Below are 19,583 nucleotides of genomic sequence, written 5' to 3' on the forward strand. Positions count from 1 at the left end.
CCGCGCGCCGGCGCCGCCGAGGACCAGCGCTAGCGCGCCGGCGGGGCGACGGTGAGCGTCACGATATCGTCCTCGCCCTCCTCGATCCCGGCGCGCGCCACGAGGCGGGCGCCTTCGCACTCGAGGTGGAGGACGACGGGCGCCACCGCCTGCCGGCCGCACGACGGATCGCCCGAGACGCGCGCCGCGAAGGCGCTGCGCGCGAGCTCGACCGCCAGGGCGATGCCTCCGATGCGGCCCATCGCGTCGTCCGGGGCGACCTCGCGCGCCGAGCGCGCCTCCTCGAGGCGCGTGAAGAGCGCAGGCCCGCCGATCGCGACCTCGATCGGGCGGCCCGCCGCGTCCTCGAGGACGGCGACCTCGATCTCCGCCTGACGGGGCGCGCTCTCGCCCTCGGCCGTCACGACGAACCAGAGCGGGATCCGCTTCGCGCAGACCGCCGCGCCCGGGCCCGCGCGCTCGTCGGCGGGCGCGCAGCGGGGGGGCGGGAGCGCCAGGCTGAACGGGACGATCACCTCCGCCGGCGCCTCTGCGAGGGGCCGCCCCCACGCCCCCCTGTCCAGGAACCGGCGCAGCCACGCGGTGACCTCCTCGCCGACCCGCGCGCGATCCGCGCGCTGCGTCGCGAGCTGCGCCTCCGTCTCCTGAGCGGCGCGCGAGAGGACGTCGCCGGCGCTGCGCTCGCGGACGAGCTCGCGCAGCCGGTGGGTCGCCTCATCGCGGAACGCGCCCCTGGGCAGCGTCGCGAGGTACGCGGTGAGGCCCGCGGCCGTCCTGCGCTTCGCCGCGTAGTAGATCGGCTCGGCCCGCGTGAGGTACGCGCGCACCTCGTCGGCGAAGGCCCCGCGCGGATGGCGCTCCAGGTAGGCCGACGCCGCCGAGAGCCGCCCCTCGAAGGTCCTCGACACGCGTGTCGCCCGGTACGCCGCGTAGTCGTCGTAGCTCGCCAGGAGCGCCGGCTTCGAGGCGCACCCGGACAGGACCGCGACGAGCACCGCGAACGAGAAGCTCCGAGCGGAAGTCGCAAGGCGTCGGCCGGAAGCGACTGCGCCACGCCCGCTCATGGCGCCTCTTCCAGTGGGCAAAAATTGCACTCGGTCGGGGTCGACGCGCCTTCGTCGGCCATGTGGCCGCGGTACTCGTCGCAGCTCGCGAACTTGAGCTTGTGCAGGCACACCTCGCCGTCGTGGACCAGCGGATAGCAGCCGGCCGGGAGCTCCGGCGCAGCCTCGAAGGCGCAGGCGGCGTCGCAGGCGCGCGTGCGCAGGCCGCACTCGTCGCACCGGGCGCAGTCGATCTGCGCCTTCAGCGCGAAGAACTTGTACGGGTCGAGCTCCTCCGGCGCCTGCCCGCAGCTGCCGATGTCGCCGACCACCGGCGCGATGCCCACGAAGAGCAGCAGCGCCGCCACGCCGGCGATCTCCTTCGCCCGGGGGCGCCCGCCTCGACGCTCGCGCTCCGGCAAGCTCATGGCAGGAGCTCGTGATCGATCATGAGCCCGAGCTGCGCCGAGACGACGGGGTAGACGGTGTACGCCGCGTCGTACGTCGCGGCGCCATAGAAGAGATCCCCGACGATCTCGCCCGAGAGCGCGACGCCCGCGAGCAGGGAATACCCGAGCCCCAGGGCGAGCTCGCCTCCCACGTTCACGTCGGGCTCGATCAGGATCGCCGCGCCGAGCCGCCCGTACCCGAGCACGCGCGAGAGGCCGCGGTAAGCGACGAAGTAGCTCGGCGTGAGCGACTCCTGCGGGACGCCGCCGACGGCGACCGAGAAGCGCAGCGCCCCGCCGTGCTGAACGCCGTCGGCCGGCCCCAGCGCGAGCGCGACCCCGAGATCGAGGTACCCCGCGGTGAGCGAGAGCGACTCCGCCGTCTCGCCGAGCTGCGTCTGCAGGCGGTAGGGGTTGTTGAACCGGATCCCCTTCCCCATCGCGACGGTCGACACGACCCGCCCCGCCGTCCCCGGTGGCCGCGCGAGCGCGCGGTACGCATCGAGCTCGGCGCCGCCGCGATCCTCGCCTGGCAACGGCGCCACGTCCCCCTCGGCGCCGCGGTCTGCGGCGGGCTGGGCCGCGGCAGCGCGCCCCGAGGATGCCCCGAGCAGAACCGCCACCAGCGCGAGCCCGGTCCGGAGTTCCAGCATGGCCACGAGCCTTCTACCCCGAGGCAGCGCCCGCTGGCACGCTCAATTGCGTCCCGGCCGCGCGCCGCGCGAGCCGCTCCGCGGCATCGCCGGCCGGCGACGGCGCCGCGCGCCCCCGGCATGGCGCTCGCCACCGCTGCGTATCCGCCCGCTTCACCTGCGGACCGGACCCTGCATGGTGAGACCACCGTGAGCAATTCAAGCACCCGAGGCAGGCAAGGCACCGCCGCACAGCCGTCGGCGCTGCGCGCGCCGCGCGCCAGCGCGACGCGGCATCGAGAACGAGAAGATCGCAGCGAACCGGGAAGGCCCCGCAAGCCGGCCCATGAAGCCGCGATGTGGGCCGGCGCGAGCGAGCTGGACGAGCCGTTCGTCGACATGCTCGACGCAGCGGCGGCGCCGCCGCTGCGGGGCAAGGTGAACCCGCGCAGCGAGATCAGCGACGTGATCCCGACGCTCGACGACGAGGTCCGCGGCTACCACCACCACCCGAACGACGCCGGCAGCACCGAGTTCGAGGTGAACCCGGACGCCGCCGACGCCGCCGCCGATCTGGCGAGCGACCTCGGGGCGGAGTTCCTGGAAGGCGCGACGAGGGGCCAGGACATCAGCGACGTCGTGATGTCGCACGACGATGACGACGGCGATCTGCCCTACCTCCTGGAAGACGAGGACGTCGAGTCCGTAGAGCCGGACGCCGAAGGAGAGGACGAGCAACCGGTGACCCAGCGGATGCGGCGGCACGCGGGCTGACAGGCGGCGCGCGCCGCGCGTGACGGCCCGAGGCCGCGGCGCGCCGTCACGCACGGCGCGCGACGAGGTCTGGCCCGGTCACGCCTGACCGAGCACGGGCAGCTCCGCCACCACCTCTCCGTCGATGCGGATGAAGGCCAGCAGGCCTTCGTCCTCGTAGGCCAGCACATCGAGCACGATCCGCTCGCACAGCGGCAGCACGTACAGCGCTCCGTCGTCCGCCATCACCGTCATGGATCGCACAGGTGCGCTCGCCGTGGGCAGCGTCTCTGTGGTCCGTCGTCGCGCATCCATGTCGCTTGAGCTCCCAGGCTTGAATCGAGCTCCGGCCACCGCCGGCGCCGCGAGGCTAGAGGGCCTGCCCGTCACCTCACCAAGCGCCTTCCATGCCACGACGTCGGCGCAGCGGCGCCGGAGCCCCCGGCGTTCCACGGCGACATATGGCGTTCGCCCTAGCCCGCGCCGCTGCGTCGCTGCGGCTCAGCAGCAAGCGGCGCCGCCCCCCGCCCGCAGCGGAGCGCGGCGCGCCCGGAGCGCCGCAACACCGCGATTTCGAGCCGTCTCCGGCCTCGCCGACGGCCGAGGCGCGCAGGCGTTCAGCCCGCACGCGCGCGGTCATCGCGGTCTTCGCGCCGTTCCGGCGTCCGGCGCCGATGCGGCGGACAGGACCTTTCGCGCGAGCTTGGAAACGCCGATATCCAGCGCGCCCGGATCGAGCCACGCCGCCTTCTCGTAGGGGGAGGCAAGCTTTGCCCGGAAGCGCCAGGGGGCCGACACCTCGGCGCGCGCCACCGTCACGTCGAGGCGCCGGTGCGTGAGGATGTGGCGCACGCGGCCGACCTCGCGGAGCGCCGCGTCACGCGCGACGCCCACGAGCTCGAGGAGCGCGCGGGCGTCCGCGAGCGAGCGCGCCTCGACCATGGGCGGCTCCCAGAGCCCGCCGAAGAGACCTCCCTCGGCGCGCCGGGCGAAGAGCACGCGATCGCCTGACCGCACCACGGCGGCGACCATCGCGACCGCCGGGACGTCGCGTTTCGGGGCGATCACCGGCAGCTCCGCCTGCCGCCCCGTGGCGCGCGCGACGCACGCGCCGTCGACGGGGCAGGCATCGCAGCGGGGATTCCGGGGCGTGCACACGGTCGCGCCGAGCTCCATCAAGGCCTGGTTGAAGCGTCCGGGATGGACGCTGTCCGCTGAGCCCCGCACGAGGCGTTCGGCCGTGGACCAGAGCTTGCGCGTGCCCGAGGCGCTGCGGATGTCGTCGTCGATGCCCTCGATGCGGGAGAGCACCCGGGCGACGTTGCCGTCGACGAGCGGCACCGGCTGATCGTACGCGATGCTCGCGATCGCGCCCGCGGTGTACGCGCCGACGCCGGGCAGGGCGAGCAGCGCGGAGACGTCGCGAGGGAGCGCGCCGTCGTGGCGCGCGGTGACCTCGCGCGCGGCGAGGTGGAGCACGCGGGCGCGGCGGTAGTAACCGAGGCCGCTCCAGAGCGAGAGCACGTCGTCGATCTCGGCGGAGGCCAGGGCGAAGACCGTCGGGTAGCGGGCGAGGAAGCGCTCGTAGTACGGGATCACCGTCTCGACGCGGGTCTGCTGGAGCATCACCTCGCTCAGCCAGATCGCGTAGGGGTCGCGCGTCCTCCGCCACGGCAGGTCGCGCGCGACGCGGCCGAACCAGGCCTCGAGGGCGGCCGCGATCTCCCGGTCGCGCTCGCCCGGGTCCGGCGCTGCGGGCGGAGGGGCGCCAGCGCCCTGCTCACCGGACGAGGCGCGGCGGCGCGGCGGGCGAGACGTCGTCCTCACGCGCGAGGGGCCCTGCCTCCGCGCCGTCGACGCGGATCGCGCGGATCGCCGAGGTCGCACGGATCGCTGAGGTTGCGCGGCTGCCGCTCGCGGTGCTCAGAAAACGCTTCCATCGCGCGGGACTCTAGCGCAAGAGCCGACCGCGGTGTCGTCCCGGCGCCCCTGCCCACCCCAGCTGCTCCCCCGGGCAGCGCGCCTCTGCGCCGCGCTGATCCTCGGGCTCGTCGCGCCTGGGTGCCGCGACGAGCCGCGCCCCTGGGAGGGCAAGCCGGGCCCAGCGGTCGTGCTCTCGGCGGCGCCGACGCACCCAGCCGCGACGATCGGGACCGGCGGGCTCGCGGACGTCGACGCGGGACAGGGCGAGGGCGACGCCGGAGCGCGCACGGATCTCGATCTGCCGGTCCTCCCGGTGCGCGTCGGCGGTCCCTGGGTGCGCTGCTATGGGAACTTCAGGATCAGCGGCGATCCGCTGAAGGACGTGACGCGCCTGTCGCTGCTCTGCGGCCCTGAGAACGGCATGCGCCGGGTCTCGCCGAAGCCGATCGAAGGGCAGGTGGCCGAAGGCGGCGCGATCGTCACGGAGAAGCTGCAGGCGGTCCGGGGCGCGTGTTACCGGGTGTTCGCCGTCGGCGGACCGGGGGTCCTCAACCTGGACGTCGCCGTGCGGAGCAGCCGCGGGGCGATGATCGCCAGCGACGGCACCGAGGACGCATGGCCGATCGTCCAGCCGGATCGGCCCTTCTGCGCGCTCGAGGACGACAACGCCACCGTGGAGATCAGCGCCCGCCGCGGCAGCGGCCGGTTCGCAGCGGAGGTCTGGATGCTGAAATCCTACAAACGAGCGCGCCAAGGTGATGCCGGCACGGAAGCGGAAGCGAGCGAGGACGAGACGTACCAGATGAACAACGAGACGGACGCCTACGAGGAGCTCTGAGCTGGCGCCGCCTCGACCATCGCCCGCTCCACGGACATCCGGGCGCCACGATTTCCGTCCGGGTCACTGCAGTGTCCGCTGCGAGAGATCGAAGGCAGAGCTCTCTCGTCTGCCAGACGCGCGCGAAAGGCTCCCCATCGTCGTCAAAATCCGGCAGATCCATGGACCATGGCGCGACGCCGGCACCCTGCACGCACCCCTGCATTGACGTGGCCGCCCCGTCCCGCTAGGGGAGCCCGAGCCATGGCCGACGACACCGAGCCGCTCCGCGAGGACGAAGGGGACAAGGTGGAAGGCGAAGGCGAGAAGAAACGCCTCTTCGAGCGCGCTATCCCGGAGATCTTCAAGCGCGTGGTCGAGCGGGCCGTCGAGAGCGGCATCGACAAGCTCAGCGAGGGGCCCGAGAACCTCCGACACTTCGTGGGCGACCTCAAGCTGCCCAAAGAGGTCCTCCACTACCTCTATACCCAGATCGACGAGACCAAGAACGGTCTCTACCGGGTCGTCGCGAAGGAGATCCGGGATGTGCTCGAGCACACCCAGTTCGCGGACGAGATCACGAAGGTGCTGACGAAGCTCTCCTTCGAGATCAAGACCGAGATCCGCTTCATTCCCAACGAAGCGGCCAAGAGAGACGACAGCCAGGACGAGCCGAGGACCGGGTTGCCGAAGCCGGAGGTCACCGCTCAGGTGAACGTCAAAGACCGAAGCAAAGAGACCGGGCGAGACCGGCGCCGTGAGGAGAAGTGACGACGAAAAAGCTTAGGACGGGCGGCGAAGTCGACGCCTGGTGCACCAAGTGCCGCCTCGATCTTACCCATCGGATCATCGCGATGGTCGGCGACGTGGTGAAGAAGGTCGAGTGCAAGACCTGCATGTCGCACCACCTCTACCGCCAGCCGAAGAGCGAGCGGGAGAGCCGCGCGGCGGCGCGCGCCTCCGCTCGGAGCAGCAGCGAGCCGCGGGCCGCGTCGAGCTCGCCGCGCGGCGGCGCGGAGCGCCTCACGGCTGCCCAGCGCGCCGAGCGCGATCAGACGCTCGCCTGGGAGCGCGCCATCGCGGGACAGCCGTCCGGGGCGTTCAAGCCGTACCGCATCACGCTGACCTTCGGCGAGGGCGAGCTGATCCACCACAGCAAGTTCGGCGACGGCGTTGTCGCGAAGGTCATCGATCGGGGCAAGATCGAGATCCTGTTCAAGGATGGCCCTCGGACGATGGCGCACGGGCAGCCGTAACGAGCGCCGCCGCGCGCGCTCGAAGCCCGAAATTTGGGGCTGCCCGTGCGATCGGGTAGCCTCGGTATCGCCTTGGACAACCCTTCGCCCCCTTCTGCGAGCGGGTCCCTGCGCGGGCGGCGCTCCCGCGCTCGCTGGCCCGAGCGCGCGCTGCGTTGCGTGGCGCTCTGCGCGATCGCCGTCGAGGCGCTCTGGTACGGCATCCACGAGGTCCGCGGCTTCGGCCCGGCCCTCGCCGACGGCGTGCGCGCCGTGGTCGGTCCCGCGCCTGTCGCGTGGGCCGAGGACGTGGCCTACGGCGTCGCCGATCGGCTGAACCGGACCCTCTACCGCGACGCGGCCCCGAAGACGTTCTGGGAGCCCCCGCCCGCCGCCGCCGCGGAGGCCGTGGAGAGCGCCGAGGGCCCGAAGGCGGAGACGGTCACGTCGCCCGCCTCGTTCCAGCCGCCCTTCCCCGAGGTCGCGGCCACGGGCGACGGCGTCTGGACGCCGATCGGCGACAGCGCCGCCCGGCCCGGCGAGGCGCAGGTGCTCTGGAAGAGCGTCGTGCACCCCGACCCGAAGCGCGTGTTCGCGGCCATCGCCGTGGTGGCGATCGATCTCGGGCGCGTCGACCTCCGGCTTGTCGCGGGCACGAAGGAGCCGTTCTCGCCGGACGTCCCGGCAGAGCGGCGCCCTGGCCTCGTGCCAGGGGGCCACGCCTCGGAGCTCGTCGCCGCCTTCAACGGGGGCTTCAAGGCGATGCACGGCCACTACGGGATGATGCTTGACGGCGACACGTTCCTGCCGCCGCGCGACAGGGCGTGCACGATCGCGCTCTACCGCAGCGGCGCGGTGCGGATCCGGACCTGGCCCGAGCTGCGCGACGGCGAGGCCCGCATGGCCGCGTACCGGCAGACGCCGCCTTGCCTGGTCGAGCAGGGCGAGCTCCACCACGCGCTGTACGACTCGAACCGCGACTGGGGCGCGACGGTGAGCGGCGAGACGGTGATCCGACGCTCGGCGCTCGGCGTCGACGCGACAGGCAAGCTGCTCTTCTACGGGCTCGGCGAGGCCGTCACAGCCCGCAGCCTCGCCCGCGGGATGAAGGCCGCGGGCGCGCACGACGTGGCGGAGCTCGACGTCAACCACGCCTACCCCCGCTTCCTCCTGTACGGTCGCGGCGCGGACGGCGCGGGTCCGCGCGCCAGCTCGGCGCTGATCCCGGACGTGCAGTTCAAGCCCGAGGAGTACGTCGCGGAGCCGGCGCAGCGCGACTTCTTCTACCTGCGACGCCGCCGGCCGTCGGCGCCGCTCGGGATCGCCGATCCGGCGCCCGAGAGCGACGCCCTCGAGCGCGGCGGGCGGTGACCGCCGGCCCTCGCCGCGCCCGGAAGAGCGTGCGTCGCTAACGGCGATCGAGCAGGTCGCGCAGGCGCTGCGCGAGGGTCTCGGGGGTGAACGGCTTCTGCAGCAGCGCGAGCTCGCGATCGGGCTCGGCGCCCGCGAGGACGTCCTCGGCGTAGCCGGAGATGTACAGCACGCGGGCGCGCGGGTGGATCGCGACGGCGCGCTCGGCGAGCTCGCGGCCGTTCATGCCCGGCATCACGAGATCGGTGAGCAGGAGATCCACCGCGTCTTCCCCCTCCCGCGCGAGCATCGCCAGCGCTTCCTCGCCGCTCGCGGCCGAGAGCACGCCGTAGCCGCGCCGCTCGAGCACATCGACGATGAGCTTGCGGACTGCCTCGTCGTCCTCGACGACGAGCACCGTCTCGTCGCCGCCCGCCGGCGACGGCCGCGCGCGAGCGGGCGCCACCTCGGCGCGCTCCTCGACGCGCGGGAGGTAGACGCGGAACGTCGTGCCGCGCCCGAGCTCACTCTCGACCTCGATGAGCCCGCCGCTCTGGCTCACGATCCCGTACACCGTGGCGAGGCCCAGCCCCGTGCCCTTGCCTCGCGCCTTCGTCGTGAAGAACGGCTCGAACAGGTGCGAGAGCGTGTCGTGATCCATCCCGTTGCCGCTGTCGGTCACCGAGAGCACGACGTAGGGGGGGCCTCCAGCGGCGGGCGCGTCGTCGTCGTCGCGCTCCGCTGGCGCGAACGATCTCGCCGCCGGGCTCTCGCCAGGCTCGCCCAGGGAGGTCTCGACGACGAGCTTGCCGCCCCTCGGCATCGCGTCACGCGCGTTCACGACGAGGTTCAGGACGACCTGCTCCAGCTGGCTCTTGTCGACCCTGATCGAGCCGAGATCCCGGCCGACGTTCGTCTGCAGGTCGATGTCCTCGCCGATGAGGCGCTGCAGCATCGTCTGCATATCGAGCACCACCGCGTTGACGTCGAGCACCTCGCGCTGAAGCGCCTTGCGGCGGCTCATCGCGAGGAGCTGCCGCGTGAGCGCCGCGGCGCGCTCCCCGGCCTTCGTGACCTGGAGGGCGTCGCGCCGCAGCGCGCTGTCGGGCCCGAGGCGGCGGATGAGGAGCTCGCCGTAGCCGAGCATCACCATGAGCATATTGTTGAAGTCGTGCGCGATGCCGCCGGCCAGCCGCCCGAGCGCCTCCATCTTCTGCGACTCGCGCGAGCGCTCCTCGCGCTGCCGGAGCGCCTCCTCGGTGCGCCGCCGCTCGGTGATGTCGCGGACGAGGACGAGGACGTGCCCCTCGAGGAACGGCATCACCCGCGCCTCGACGTGCCGCTCTCCGCCGGCGCTCGCGACGGCGTGCTCGAGCGCGACCACGGCGCCCGCCTCGTGAGCCTCCTGGCTCGCGCGCTCGAGCCGCTCCCCGAGCTCCAGGGGGAGCACCTCGGTCATGCGCTTGCCCGACAGCGCCTCCGCCGCGACGTGGAGCTCGGAGAGCCTCGGCTGGTTGTAGTCGACGATCCGCAGCTCGGCGTCGAGGCGGAAGCAGAGATCGGGGATGGCGTGAAACAGCGCGCGGAGCTCGCCCGCGGCGCGCGCGCCCTCCCGCTCGGCGCGCCACCGCTCGATGCTCTGCCCGATCTGGCTGCCCACGGACGCAAGGACGCGGAGCAGCTGCTCGTCGCCGCGGTGCGGGGCGCGGCTCCTCAGCTCGATCACCCCGGCGACGCGGGGGCCGCACGGGATCGGGACGGCGCACGCCGCGCGCTCCCAGCCCGGCGCGCGCGCGGCGTGCTCGACGACGTCGACGACGCCGCCCGCGCTGGCGCGGAACACCGGCGCGCCGCCCAGGAAGGCCTCGCCCACGAGGTCGGACTCGGCGGCGAGGGTCGGCCCCTGGCGGAGCACCTCCGCGAGCGCCTCGCCATCGCCGTGCGCCGCCGACCGGGCCTCGACGCAGCGGAGAGCGCTGGCGCTCGCCGCGGACCGCGGCGCGTCGCCCGCGGCGCTCGGCTCCGGCTCCGCGAGCCAGAGCGCGGCGACGTCCCAGCCGAGGTGGTCGATCAGCGCGGCGAGCACGCGCGGAGCAGCCTCCGCGAGCGAGGCCGCCTCGCGCAGCGCGCTCGTCGTCGCGAGGTGCGCGGCCAGCCGGGCCTCGGCCGGATGGACCTCGGCCAGGCCGCCTGGCGCTGCACCGGCGTGGACCTGCTCCCCGGGATCGAGATCGTCGTGTGGCACGTGAAGCCGCGGAGCCCCCATGCGCTCAGCCGCCGGTCTTCTCTGCTGCGCCGCTCTCGAGGTGGACCGTCCAGCAGACGGCGCCGGAGGCCGGCTCACCGCCGGGCGGCCCCACGCTGATCTCCGCGCGGGCCGGCCCGACGGCCCGGAGATAGAGCCGCTGTCCGACGGCGCCGCGCCCGAGCGCGCAGACAGCGCGGCGCACGCGCGGATCGTCCGCCGCGACCTCCCCCTCGTCGTCGGCGGCCATGAACAGGAGCTCGACCTCGGGCTTCAAGCAAGCGCCGACCTCCCGCCAGACGTCGTAGTCGACGGACGGATCCAGGACGTCGGCGAGCTGCCCGTGGCGGGCGCGCCCGACGCGGTAGCGGAACGCGTCGCGCTTCTCCGCGCGGAGCGTGGCCCCGATCCGATCGAACCGGAGCGACAGCGCGCCGAGCGCGGCCGCCATCTTCACGGTGGGCGCGCCCAGGTTGGCCTTGTCCGGCTCCTTGAAGCGGTGCACCTGCACGCCCGCCGGCAGCACGCCGGCGAGCAGCTCCGCGAAGCGCTGGTTCATCCCGAGGCGCCCGCCGAGCAGGATCCTGAGCCCCTGGTAAGGATCCGGCTCCCGCCCGATCTTCGCCACCGCGCCCTCGAGGTGCCGGCGGACCACCTCGACCCCGTCCCGGAACCACGCGTCGATCGCGCCGCCCAGCGCGCCGCGATCGATCGAGAGCGGCACGACGGCCGGCGCCCCGTCGAGCCCGACCAGCGAGAGCCGCTCCGCGACCTGCGCGCTCGGCCCCCCCTCGAGGAGAGGCCGCAGCAGCTCCTTGAGCGCCCACGCGTTGGCGCGCCCATCGGGGGACGGAGCGAGCAGATCTTCCGCGCCGTCGATCGGCTCCTCCTCGGGCGGGCGCTCGAAGGGGATCCGGCGATCGCGCATCGCGGCCTGGCTGGACGAGTACACCCTGTAGGCGATCCGGTGGAGGAGCCGCTCGCCCCCGAGCCAGGGGATCGCCGTGGGCTCGAGGTACTCGACCATCCGCTCCAGCCCCTCTGCGGCCTCGTGCGCCTTCGCGCTCCGCAGGATGCCGAAGGCGAGCCCCGCCTCGCTGGCCCCGGCGTCGATGACGCAGAACGGGACGCCGCCGTCCCGCGGCTGGATCCCGAACATCCGGAACGCCTGGACCGCATAGGCGATCGCGGACGGCCCTGCGTCGACGACCTGCAGGCCGTCGAGGTCGTGGTACTCGCAGAGGCCCGCGGGCAGGCTCCTGAACATGCCGCGGCGGAAGGCGACGAGCACGCTCTCGCGGCGCTCGGGCGACCAGCCCGTCGGCATCGTGATCGCGTAGCGCGTGGAGATCCCCCGCGAGCGCTGGTTCAGGTGCAGGCCGACGTAGTACGCGTAGAGCTCCAGCGGATCGAACGGGTCGTGCGCGCCGATCCCTTCCTCGTCGATGATGGGCGGCGCCGGCTTCTTCAGCGCCTCGGTCGTGTCGGGGTCGCTCCTGCCCCGGAGGCGGAACGGCTCGCCGCGCTCGGTCCGCTCGCGCAGGAGCGGGAGGGCCGGCAGGGAGGCCGCGGCGCGCTCGTGGACGTCGGCGCCCGGCCGGACGCGCATGTCGCGCGCAGCGTGCCCGACGAGCACGTCGCCCCAGCGCGTCATGGGCAGGATCACCCGATCGCGCCACGCCTTCGTCGTCCGGGCCAGCGCCTCGAACGCGACCTCGCTCGGGTTCTCGTTGTCGGCGGACACCCGCAGCGGCGCGTCGGCGCCGATCCGGACGAACTCGGCGCCCCCGCGCTCGCCCCGGACGGCGACGACCGTCGACGCCGCGCCGATGTCCACGGCGACCCAGTCGGCGCGCACGTCGAGCCGCGGATCGCGCCGCTTCACCTCGGGCGGGATCGGGTCCTTGTCGGTCTTTCCAGTGCGGCGGTGCAGCCCGACCACGCGGCCCTGTCGGAGGATGGCGATGGACGTCGCGCCGAGGAAGCGCGCGCCGGTCCAGAAGCCTTGCGCTGGATCGACCAGCGTCGTCCCCTTCACCGGATCGAGGTTCGCGACGACCTTCGGGAAGAAGTCCGCGATGTGCTCCGGCGAGGCCACCCCGTCGTAGCGCTCGACCTTGATCGGCGGCGAGTAGTAGTTCTGGAGCCCTTCACCGTAGATGCGCGGACTGACCTGGATCAGCTTCAGATAGGGGATCGGGCAAGACTGCTCGTCCAGGCGGAACTCCTGGTAGAGCGAGGTCGGGGCGACCGAGTTCTCCATCTCGGGCGCGATGCGAGGCACGCTCGCGCTCATCTCGGTGCCGAAGTACATGAACTTCGTGCCGGCGCCCCCGGTGAAGGCGGCAATCCTGACCTCGTTGAACGTCGCCTGCCCGACGATGAGCGGCGGTAACGCGATCACGTAATCGAGCACCAGCGTCGTGAGCCAAGGTTGGTCGAAGAGGCGCGATTCCCAGCGCATGACGAGCGTCGGGAACGCGCGGCCCTCGAGGGAGACGATCTTCTCCGCCTCGCGAACCAGCGCACCATCGACGGACAGCTCGTAAACCGGCATACGTGGGCGACGTTATCACGAAGATCCCCTGCGCCGGCCCGGGGATCGCGAGAGCGGGGCGTTCGTTCGTTGTCAGGCGCTCAGCCGCTCAGCCGCTCGGGCGGCCGCGCGCCCACGCCATCGATCCTCGTGTGGGGCCTCGTGTGGGGCCTCGTGTGGGGCCTCGTGTGGGCGTCCACGCCGCACGGCGGCGGGTGAAGGCGACGCCCGTCGTCGCTCCGCGAGGGCGTAGGCCGGCCTCCAGCGACCGTGCTAGCCTGGCGGCGTGATTTGCTTCTCCGGACCGGGAACGCTGTCATGAATCCGTTGGTCGGCGAGATCATCGACGGCAAGTACCGGATCGTCCGGCTGCTCGGCCAGGGGGGCATGGGCGCGGTCTTCGAAGGCGAGAACCTGCGCATCCGGCGCCGCGTCGCCATCAAGCTGCTGCACGCGAACATCTCGAGCCAGGCCGAGTCCGTCGCGCGCTTCGAGCGCGAGGCCCAGGCCGCGGCGCGCATCGGCTCCGATCACATCTGCGAGGTGCTCGACCTCGGCGTGCTGCCGGACGGCACGCGGTACATGGTCATGGAGTACCTCGAGGGAGAGACCCTCGGGGCCAAGATCGAGCGGATGGGGCGGCTCGGGCCCGAGATCACGGTGCCGATCATGGTGCAGGTGCTCGAGGCGCTCGGCGCCGCGCACGCCGCGGGGATCATCCACCGCGATCTCAAGCCCGACAACATCTTCGTCATCCCGTCGAAGGCCGGCCTCAGCAACTTCGTGAAGGTGCTCGATTTCGGCGTCTCGAAGTTCTCGCAGCTCGCCGGCGCGGAGATGAGCATGACGCGCACGGGCGCGGTGGTCGGGACGCCGTACTACATGTCGCCCGAGCAGGCGCGCGGCTCTAGCCCCGTGGATCAGCGGACCGACATCTACGCCATGGGTGTCCTGCTCTTCCAGGCGACGACCGGTCAGGTGCCGTTCGATGCGGCGACCTTCAACGAGCTGCTCTTCAAGATCGTGCTCGAGCCGGCCCCCCTGCCCCAGCAGCTCGTGCCCGACCTCGACGCCGAGTTCTCCGGGATCATCCAGAGGGCGATGGCGCGCGAGCCGGGGGGCCGCTTCCAGAGCTGCGCGGAGTTCAAGAACGCGCTCCTCGCCTGGGCCGCAGCGCGGCCCAGCCTGGCCTTGCTGACCACGGGGCGGACGTCCTTCCCCCGGCTGTCGCTGCCGTCCCAGCCCGAGACGGCGACCCCTCCGCCCACCCGCACCGAGCCGCCGTGGGGTGGCCAGAATGCGCCGGCCGTGCCCGGCATGGGCCAGACGCCGCAGCTGACCGCGAACTCGTGGGGCGCCTCGTCAGGGGTCACGGGCCGCTCGACGCGCCCGCCGTCCAGGATGCCGCTCCTCGCCGCGATCGCCGGGGCGGCCAGCTTGTTCGGCGCCGGCGTCGCCGTCTGGCTCGCCTTCGGACACAGCGGGACGACGGGCGCGGCGACCGCGGATCCGAGCGCCGTCGCCGCGACGGTCATCCCGGCGCCCTCGCCCCCTCCGCCCCCTCCACCGACCGTCCCGCCGCCCGAGCCCATCGTCACCGCGAGCGCCACGGCCGCAGAGCCCGCTCCGCCCGTCACCGCCGAGCCCGTCGCGGCGCCGGCGGCCTCCTCGGCCCAGGTGAAGCCGCCCCCGCCGCGCCCACAGCCTCCTCAGACGAGGCCATTGCCCGTCACGAAGCCGCCGCAGACGACGCCGTCGACGAAGCCGACCACGTCGCCCCAGAAGCCGCAGAAGCCGGGCGTCCCGGGCGACTTCGGCTACTGACGCCCGCGCCGCGCAGCGCGCTCGGATCAGAACGCGCCGCGCACCCCGAGCCCTGTCGGCGTTACATAGGGGGCGATCCAGGCGGAGCTCGAGGGCTCCGGCTTGGACGTCAGCTCCAGTACGAGCAGCGTCACACCACCGGCGAGCAGCACGCCGCCTCCGATGAGGCCGACCGCGCCGATCGTCTGCTGTGACGCGGCGTCGGCGTCGAGCGATTTGATCTGGGCCTGGATCGCCGGGCCGCACTCCGTGCCGGCAGTGCTCTGCGATTCGCACCCACGCGCGGCGCTGAGATCGTTCGCTTCTTTCTGCGTCCCGCTGCTCTTGGCCAGGAACACCGAGCCCACCACGACACCGCCGAGCCCGAGCGCCGTGGCCGCGATGCCTCCGCCCAGCATCGCCGCGTTCGTCTTTCGCTCCGGGGTGCCAGGCGGGGCGACAGGGGGGACCTCGGTCTGCCCACCGCCCCAGGTGCCCTGCCCTTCGACCGCGCCTCCCGGCGGGGGGACCACGGCCGGGCCTTCCGGGACCGGGATCTTCAGCTCCTTGCGCTCGCCGTCGCCGATGGTGACCCCCTGCTCGATCGGCGCGAGGCCCGGCGGAACCACGGTGACCACGTGATTGCCCGGATCGATCGGGCGATGCACGCCGAGCAGCGCGTCCGCGACCGGCTGGCCGTCCAGCTTCACGCCGATCTTCCGGCCGGCGGCGCCCTCCAGCGCGATGCGCAGCGACGCGATCCTGGGCTCGATCGCGGCGAGCTCCTCCCGCGCGTCCTGCTGCGCCCTCTTGAAGGGAGACGGCGCGGTGGGCGGGAGCTCCTCGCGGACGATCCTCAGGTAGGTCTCCTTCGCGGCGACGAGCCGGCCGAGGCGCACCTGCGCGCGCGCGATCAGCAGGAGGTGCGTCGGAGCGTGCACGAGCGCCTCGGCGCGACCCAGCAGATCGATCGCCTCCTCGAAGCGGCCGGACGTGAACGATTCGGCGCCCTGTGTGGCCAGCGACCGGGCCGCTGCTCTGTCCTGGTCCGACTGCGCATGGGCCTCGCCTGTCGGGAGCAGCAGGAACAGCGCCGCAGCGAACGGAACGCATCGTCTCAAGAGCACTCAGGCCTCCTCGCGCGCCACGCTATCACACGCCGTCGACAACGGAACAAATCAGCCCTCGCGGCGCGGCTGCCCGGGCGGAGGCAAGGTTTTCCCGGGCGAAATGCGCGCGGCGCGCGGGCCGCTCCGAGCCGCGCCGCGAGCGCCGGCGCAGGGCGCCCGCGGCGCGGCCGCGCCCGACGCTCCGTCTCGCGGCCGCTGTGAACCGTCCGCACAGCGCGATGGCACCCATTCTGCTGCGTGGAACGCGCCATGGATTGCCTCCGCGCCTCCGCGCCCCTCGACGCGGGACTCCCGTCCTCGGAGCGATTCCTCAGGGGACGCCTTCTCGGGGGGCGGTACCTCGTCGAGCAGATGATCGGCGCCGGCGCGATGGGGCGCGTCTACCGCGCGCGGCACCTCGGGCTCGGGCGCGCGTGCGCGGTGAAGGTCATCCACGAGCGCGTCGCCGCGCCGCGCGTGGGCGGCGGAGCGAGCCGCCGCGTCTGCACGACGCGCGTCGCCGCGTCGCCGCGCGGCGAGGGCGCCGTCCACCGAGGATCGAGCGGCGTGAGCGAGAGGTCGCGCTCCGACGAGAGGTCGCGCTCCGGCGGCGTCCACGCCGGCGACGCGGTGCTGAGGTTCCATGTCGAAGCGCTGGCGGCGAGCCGGCTCGATCACCCGAACATCGTGCGCGTCCTCGACTTCGGCTGCGAGCCGGTGAGCCTGCACGGCGCGCTCGGCGCGAGCGCCGACGGACACGAGGCGACCCCGCCCAGCCTCTGGTACCTGGTCACCGAGCACCTCGACGGCGAGGACCTCATCGACCTCCTGAACGCCGCGCCGATCCTGCCCCCGGAGCGCATCGTCTCGATCATGCGCCAGCTGTGCTCCGCGCTGCAGCACGCCCACGACGCGGGCGTCATCCACCGCGACGTCAAGCCCGAGAACATCCGCCTGGTGCCCCGCATCGACGACGACGGGGCGCCGTTCGAGCAGGTGAAGCTCCTCGACTTCGGGACGGCGAAGCTGCTGCACGACGACCGCTCCGGCGCGTTCGGCGGCTCGCCCCTGCTCCCCGTGCCCGACGAGGACGACGGCAGGCTCGTCATCGGAACCCCCGCCTACATGAGCCCGGAGCAAGCCGCAGGGCAGCGTGTCGACGCACGGAGCGACGTCTACGCGTGCGGCGTGCTGCTCTTCGAGATGGCGACGGGGCGGCTCCCCTTCGAGCGCCCGACGCCCGTCGCGCTCGCCGCCGCGCACGTCGAGTCCCCCCCGCCCCGACCGAGCGCGCTCCATCCGGCGTTCGATCCGGATCTGGAGGCGCTGATCCTCCAGTGCCTGCGTAAAAATCCAGAGGATCGCCCGCAGAGCGCGCGGGCGCTGCGCGAGGCGCTCGGGCACATCGCGCTCCGCCGGGCGCGCTCCGCCGCCGACGAGCAGGCCGCGCTCGGCGGCTCTCCGCGCCCCTCGGAGAGCGCGCGCCCAGCGACGGCGTCCTCGTCGCGCTGGAGGTCCTCCGCGGAGGACGCCGCCACGGCGCGCTCCGCGGGAGCCTCGACATGGGTGGGCTATCGCTCGCCGTCTCTGCCGGAGGGCGCGCACCTCGATCGGCCCTGCTCTCCCCCGACCACGCGGCGAGACGACTCGTCCGCTCCAACGTGGGTCGGCCATCGCTCCACGCCTTGCCCCCCGGCTGCGCTCGTCGAGGCGGCCTCACCCCCGGCGCCGGATGGCGCGCCGCCGGTGGACGCGGCACCCCCGCCCGCCGAGGCGTCGCCTCCCGCGCACGCTCCGGCCAGCGCCCAGCGCCCTCCGGCGCTCGATCCGCTCTCCTTGCTTCGAGCGCACCGATCCAGCGGATCGCGGAGCCTGGTCGCGCTGCGCCGACGCCGGCGCGGGCGTCTCGCTCCGGTCGTGATCGGCACCGTCGCTGCCACGGTGCTCGGCGGATCGCTGTGCCTGCTCTTCAACGCTGCAAGCGCCGCGCTCGCCACGCTCACCTCGCCATCGCCAGAGCGCGACGGCGAGGCGCCCCCGACCGCCGAGGGGCGCGCGTGGCCGGCGCGCGCCCCGGAGCCGGACCCCGCCTGCCCTTCCGGACCACCACGGTGAACGCCCCAGCCGGGCCGCACGCCGGGTCCGCGGCGCTGCTCGTGGGCGCGCGTCGCCGGCGCGGGTACGCACCGGGACACGGCGGGCCAACGGGCCCGGGCGACGCGCCAGCGCCTGCCCACGCGACGCCAGCTCGGAGCGATCGAGGAACGACGACAAGCAGACCGACGGCGAGGGCCGAGGCGCGCGCGGTGCGAACGAAGCGCTCACCCCGCGCCCCGAGCGCGCCGAGCGCGCCGCGATCCTCGATCTCGCGCGCGCCGCTGCGCGCCGATGTACAGCCGATGCCCAGCGCAGCGCGCCCGATGGCGACGCAGTTCACGCTGGCCACCGGGTCTCCGCTTCATGGCGGTGCGAACGGAGCTCACCGCGCGCGGCACGTCGTCTGCAGACGCTGAGCCGGACGAAACGCTGGACGCTGGCCTCCACATCGACGCGGGAGGACGGGCCTCGGCGTCACGCGGTGTCGAGAGGAGCGAACCATGTCCGTGCTGTTGTGGATCCTGTTTGGCCTCATCGTCGGCGTCATCGCCAAGCTGCTGACCCCTGGCCGCGACCCGGGCGGCTTCGTGATCACGGCGCTGCTGGGCGTGGCCGGCTCCTTGCTCGGCGGCTTCGTCGGCCGGGCGCTGGGGCTCTATCCGTCGTATCAGTCGAGCGGCGGCTTCTTCACGTCGATCCTGGGCGCCATCGTCATCCTCGCCATCTACAACGCGACGATCGGCCGGCGAGCGACGAGGCCCTGAGCGCCCCCGCCATCGACGGGCTCGCCCCGCCGCGAGGCAGAGAGCTGCCCGAGCAGCGCGGCGGCAGGCACCACGCGGGCCGGCGCGGCGCGCCGATCCAGGCGGAAATCGAGCGCGACGTCCGGCGGCAGCGGCCGGATGGCGCCCGCGCCGAAGCAGCGGTGATAGGCGAGATCGCCCGGCCCCGCGCCCCGCCCGCCGAGCTGGTGGCTCCACCACCGCGAGTAGACGGTAGGGCGTTCGGGATCGATCGAGAGTAGATCCGAGCGCTCGAGCCGCACCTCGCCGTGATCACCGCGGTCCGCTGCGCCGTGCTTGGCGGTGAGCCGCCCCCCCTCGCCGACGCTGTAGACGATCCTGAACCCCTCGACATCGCCCTTGCCGTAGACGGCGCGCTGGACCCCCGGAGCGAAGAGCAGCGCGTGCGTGTAGACGAGGTCCACCGCGAGCGCGGGCAGCACGGTCCAGGTCAGCCAGTTGTTGCCCCACGGCCGCTCCTCCGAGAAGAACGCGTAATAGCCAACGGAGACCTCGCCGTGCTCTCCGACCGAGCTGCGGTAGTACAGGACGTCGCCGAGCTCGCCCGCGCTCGCGACCGTCGATCCGACACAGATCGGCTGCCGCTCGATGGCCGCGCCGAGCTCCGTCGGCTCCGCCGGCGCGCCGGCGACCGGGCACGGCAGCGCGCTCCCGCTCGTGAAGCTCGCGACGAGGGGGACAGCCAGCGCAGCGATCGGGAGGGAACGGCTCAGGAGATTCCGGACGGGCATCAGGCCGGACTAGGCTAGCGAGCCCGTCGCTATCCGCGCCAACACCAACGGCCGTTC

17 protein-coding genes are annotated in these 19,583 nt (G+C 73.4%); 8 read left to right on the plus strand and 9 right to left on the minus strand.

What is annotated here, in order from left to right; translation table 11 throughout:
* Window positions 1-29: 29 nt before the first annotated feature.
* From WMF22_RS21710 to WMF22_RS21720, 3 genes are all read right to left on the minus strand, one after another.
* Entirely contained in the window at window positions 30-995 is a 966-nt protein-coding gene (locus WMF22_RS21710) for a hypothetical protein (protein WP_438036891.1), read from the minus strand.
* 65 nt (window positions 996-1,060) lie between these two features.
* A complete protein-coding gene (locus WMF22_RS21715) occupies window positions 1,061-1,471 on the minus strand; it encodes a hypothetical protein (protein ID WP_437300945.1) in 411 nt (136 codons plus the stop codon).
* A complete protein-coding gene (locus tag WMF22_RS21720; protein WP_437300946.1) occupies window positions 1,468-2,145 on the minus strand; it encodes a hypothetical protein in 678 nt (225 codons plus the stop codon). The genes WMF22_RS21715 and WMF22_RS21720 overlap by 4 nt, the downstream gene beginning before the upstream one ends.
* 336 nt (window positions 2,146-2,481) lie before the next feature.
* Between WMF22_RS21720 and WMF22_RS21725 the strand changes: the two genes are divergently transcribed.
* Window positions 2,482-2,898 (plus strand): hypothetical protein, encoded by a 417-nt coding sequence (locus WMF22_RS21725; protein ID WP_437300947.1) that lies wholly within the window; start codon window positions 2,482-2,484, stop codon window positions 2,896-2,898.
* Between the two features lie 78 nt (window positions 2,899-2,976).
* Here WMF22_RS21725 and WMF22_RS21730 read toward each other — a convergent pair whose 3' ends face one another.
* Window positions 2,977-3,132, minus strand: a complete 156-nt coding sequence (locus tag WMF22_RS21730; protein WP_020736650.1) for a hypothetical protein — start codon at window positions 3,130-3,132, stop codon at window positions 2,977-2,979.
* Window positions 3,133-3,513: 381 nt separating this feature from the next.
* Window positions 3,514-4,704, minus strand: a complete 1,191-nt coding sequence (gene mutY, locus WMF22_RS21735) for an A/G-specific adenine glycosylase (protein WP_437300948.1) — start codon at window positions 4,702-4,704, stop codon at window positions 3,514-3,516.
* 145 nt (window positions 4,705-4,849) lie between these two features.
* Between mutY and WMF22_RS21740 the strand changes: the two genes are divergently transcribed.
* From WMF22_RS21740 to WMF22_RS21755, 4 genes are all read left to right on the plus strand, one after another.
* Complete coding sequence (locus tag WMF22_RS21740; protein WP_438036892.1) at window positions 4,850-5,638, plus strand: hypothetical protein; 789 nt, start codon at window positions 4,850-4,852, stop codon at window positions 5,636-5,638.
* 243 nt (window positions 5,639-5,881) lie between these two features.
* Window positions 5,882-6,388, plus strand: coding sequence for a hypothetical protein (locus WMF22_RS21745; protein WP_012236567.1), 507 nt, complete (start codon window positions 5,882-5,884; stop codon window positions 6,386-6,388).
* Window positions 6,385-6,873 carry a hypothetical protein gene (locus WMF22_RS21750; RefSeq protein WP_437300950.1) on the plus strand — a complete coding sequence of 163 codons (489 nt, stop codon included), beginning with the start codon at window positions 6,385-6,387 and terminating at the stop codon, window positions 6,871-6,873. Before WMF22_RS21745 ends, WMF22_RS21750 begins: the two co-directional genes overlap by 4 nt.
* A gap of 159 nt (window positions 6,874-7,032) precedes the next feature.
* Window positions 7,033-8,223, plus strand: a complete 1,191-nt coding sequence (locus WMF22_RS21755; protein ID WP_437300951.1) for a phosphodiester glycosidase family protein — start codon at window positions 7,033-7,035, stop codon at window positions 8,221-8,223.
* Between the two features lie 37 nt (window positions 8,224-8,260).
* Here WMF22_RS21755 and WMF22_RS21760 read toward each other — a convergent pair whose 3' ends face one another.
* Together WMF22_RS21760 and WMF22_RS21765 are read right to left on the minus strand one after the other, a co-directional pair.
* Window positions 8,261-10,447: an ATP-binding protein gene (locus tag WMF22_RS21760; protein WP_438036893.1), complete on the minus strand. Its 2,187-nt coding sequence runs from the start codon at window positions 10,445-10,447 to the stop codon at window positions 8,261-8,263.
* Between the two features lie 25 nt (window positions 10,448-10,472).
* Entirely contained in the window at window positions 10,473-13,004 is a 2,532-nt protein-coding gene (locus WMF22_RS21765; RefSeq protein ID WP_438036894.1) for a hypothetical protein, read from the minus strand.
* Between the two features lie 297 nt (window positions 13,005-13,301).
* Here WMF22_RS21765 and WMF22_RS21770 point away from each other — a divergent pair, with 297 nt between their 5' ends.
* Window positions 13,302-14,807: a serine/threonine-protein kinase gene (locus WMF22_RS21770; protein ID WP_438036895.1), complete on the plus strand. Its 1,506-nt coding sequence runs from the start codon at window positions 13,302-13,304 to the stop codon at window positions 14,805-14,807.
* Between the two features lie 26 nt (window positions 14,808-14,833).
* Here the strand turns inward: WMF22_RS21770 and WMF22_RS21775 are convergent, their stop codons facing one another.
* On the minus strand, window positions 14,834-15,913 hold the full coding sequence (locus WMF22_RS21775) for a hypothetical protein (protein ID WP_438036896.1): 1,080 nt from the start codon (window positions 15,911-15,913) through the stop codon (window positions 14,834-14,836).
* Window positions 15,914-16,165: 252 nt separating this feature from the next.
* On the opposite strand from WMF22_RS21775, the gene WMF22_RS21780 reads away from it, so the two are divergent.
* Window positions 16,166-18,010, plus strand: a complete 1,845-nt coding sequence (locus WMF22_RS21780) for a protein kinase domain-containing protein (RefSeq protein ID WP_438036897.1) — start codon at window positions 16,166-16,168, stop codon at window positions 18,008-18,010.
* A gap of 482 nt (window positions 18,011-18,492) precedes the next feature.
* Window positions 18,493-18,756, plus strand: a complete 264-nt coding sequence (locus WMF22_RS21785) for a GlsB/YeaQ/YmgE family stress response membrane protein (RefSeq protein ID WP_437300957.1) — start codon at window positions 18,493-18,495, stop codon at window positions 18,754-18,756.
* On the opposite strand, the gene WMF22_RS21790 is transcribed toward WMF22_RS21785, so the two are convergent.
* Window positions 18,717-19,526, minus strand: coding sequence for a hypothetical protein (locus tag WMF22_RS21790; RefSeq protein WP_438036898.1), 810 nt, complete (start codon window positions 19,524-19,526; stop codon window positions 18,717-18,719). The two genes, WMF22_RS21785 and WMF22_RS21790, sit on opposite strands and share 40 nt — an antisense overlap.
* Window positions 19,527-19,583 lie beyond the last annotated feature (57 nt).

It is taken from the genome of Sorangium sp. So ce204 (genome assembly GCF_051526795.1).
GTDB classification, from domain to species: Bacteria; Myxococcota_A; Polyangia; order Polyangiales; family Polyangiaceae; genus Sorangium; species Sorangium cellulosum_B.

Bases quoted from the DNA above. Each gene is read 5' to 3' on its own strand.
- WMF22_RS21715 (WP_437300945.1), bottom strand. From the start codon at position 1,471: ATGAGCTTGCCGGAGCGCGAGCGTCGAGGCGGGCGCCCCCGGGCGAAG.
- WMF22_RS21720 (WP_437300946.1), bottom strand. From the start codon at position 2,145: ATGCTGGAACTCCGGACCGGGCTCGCGCTGGTGGCGGTTCTGCTCGGG.
- WMF22_RS21725 (WP_437300947.1), top strand. From the start codon at position 2,482: ATGTGGGCCGGCGCGAGCGAGCTGGACGAGCCGTTCGTCGACATGCTC.
- WMF22_RS21730 (WP_020736650.1), bottom strand. From the start codon at position 3,132: ATGACGGTGATGGCGGACGACGGAGCGCTGTACGTGCTGCCGCTGTGC.
- WMF22_RS21745 (WP_012236567.1), top strand. From the start codon at position 5,882: ATGGCCGACGACACCGAGCCGCTCCGCGAGGACGAAGGGGACAAGGTG.
- WMF22_RS21765 (WP_438036894.1), bottom strand. From the start codon at position 13,004: ATGCCGGTTTACGAGCTGTCCGTCGATGGTGCGCTGGTTCGCGAGGCG.
- WMF22_RS21770 (WP_438036895.1), top strand. From the start codon at position 13,302: ATGAATCCGTTGGTCGGCGAGATCATCGACGGCAAGTACCGGATCGTC.
- WMF22_RS21780 (WP_438036897.1), top strand. From the start codon at position 16,166: ATGGATTGCCTCCGCGCCTCCGCGCCCCTCGACGCGGGACTCCCGTCC.
- WMF22_RS21785 (WP_437300957.1), top strand. From the start codon at position 18,493: ATGTCCGTGCTGTTGTGGATCCTGTTTGGCCTCATCGTCGGCGTCATC.
- WMF22_RS21790 (WP_438036898.1), bottom strand. From the start codon at position 19,526: ATGCCCGTCCGGAATCTCCTGAGCCGTTCCCTCCCGATCGCTGCGCTG.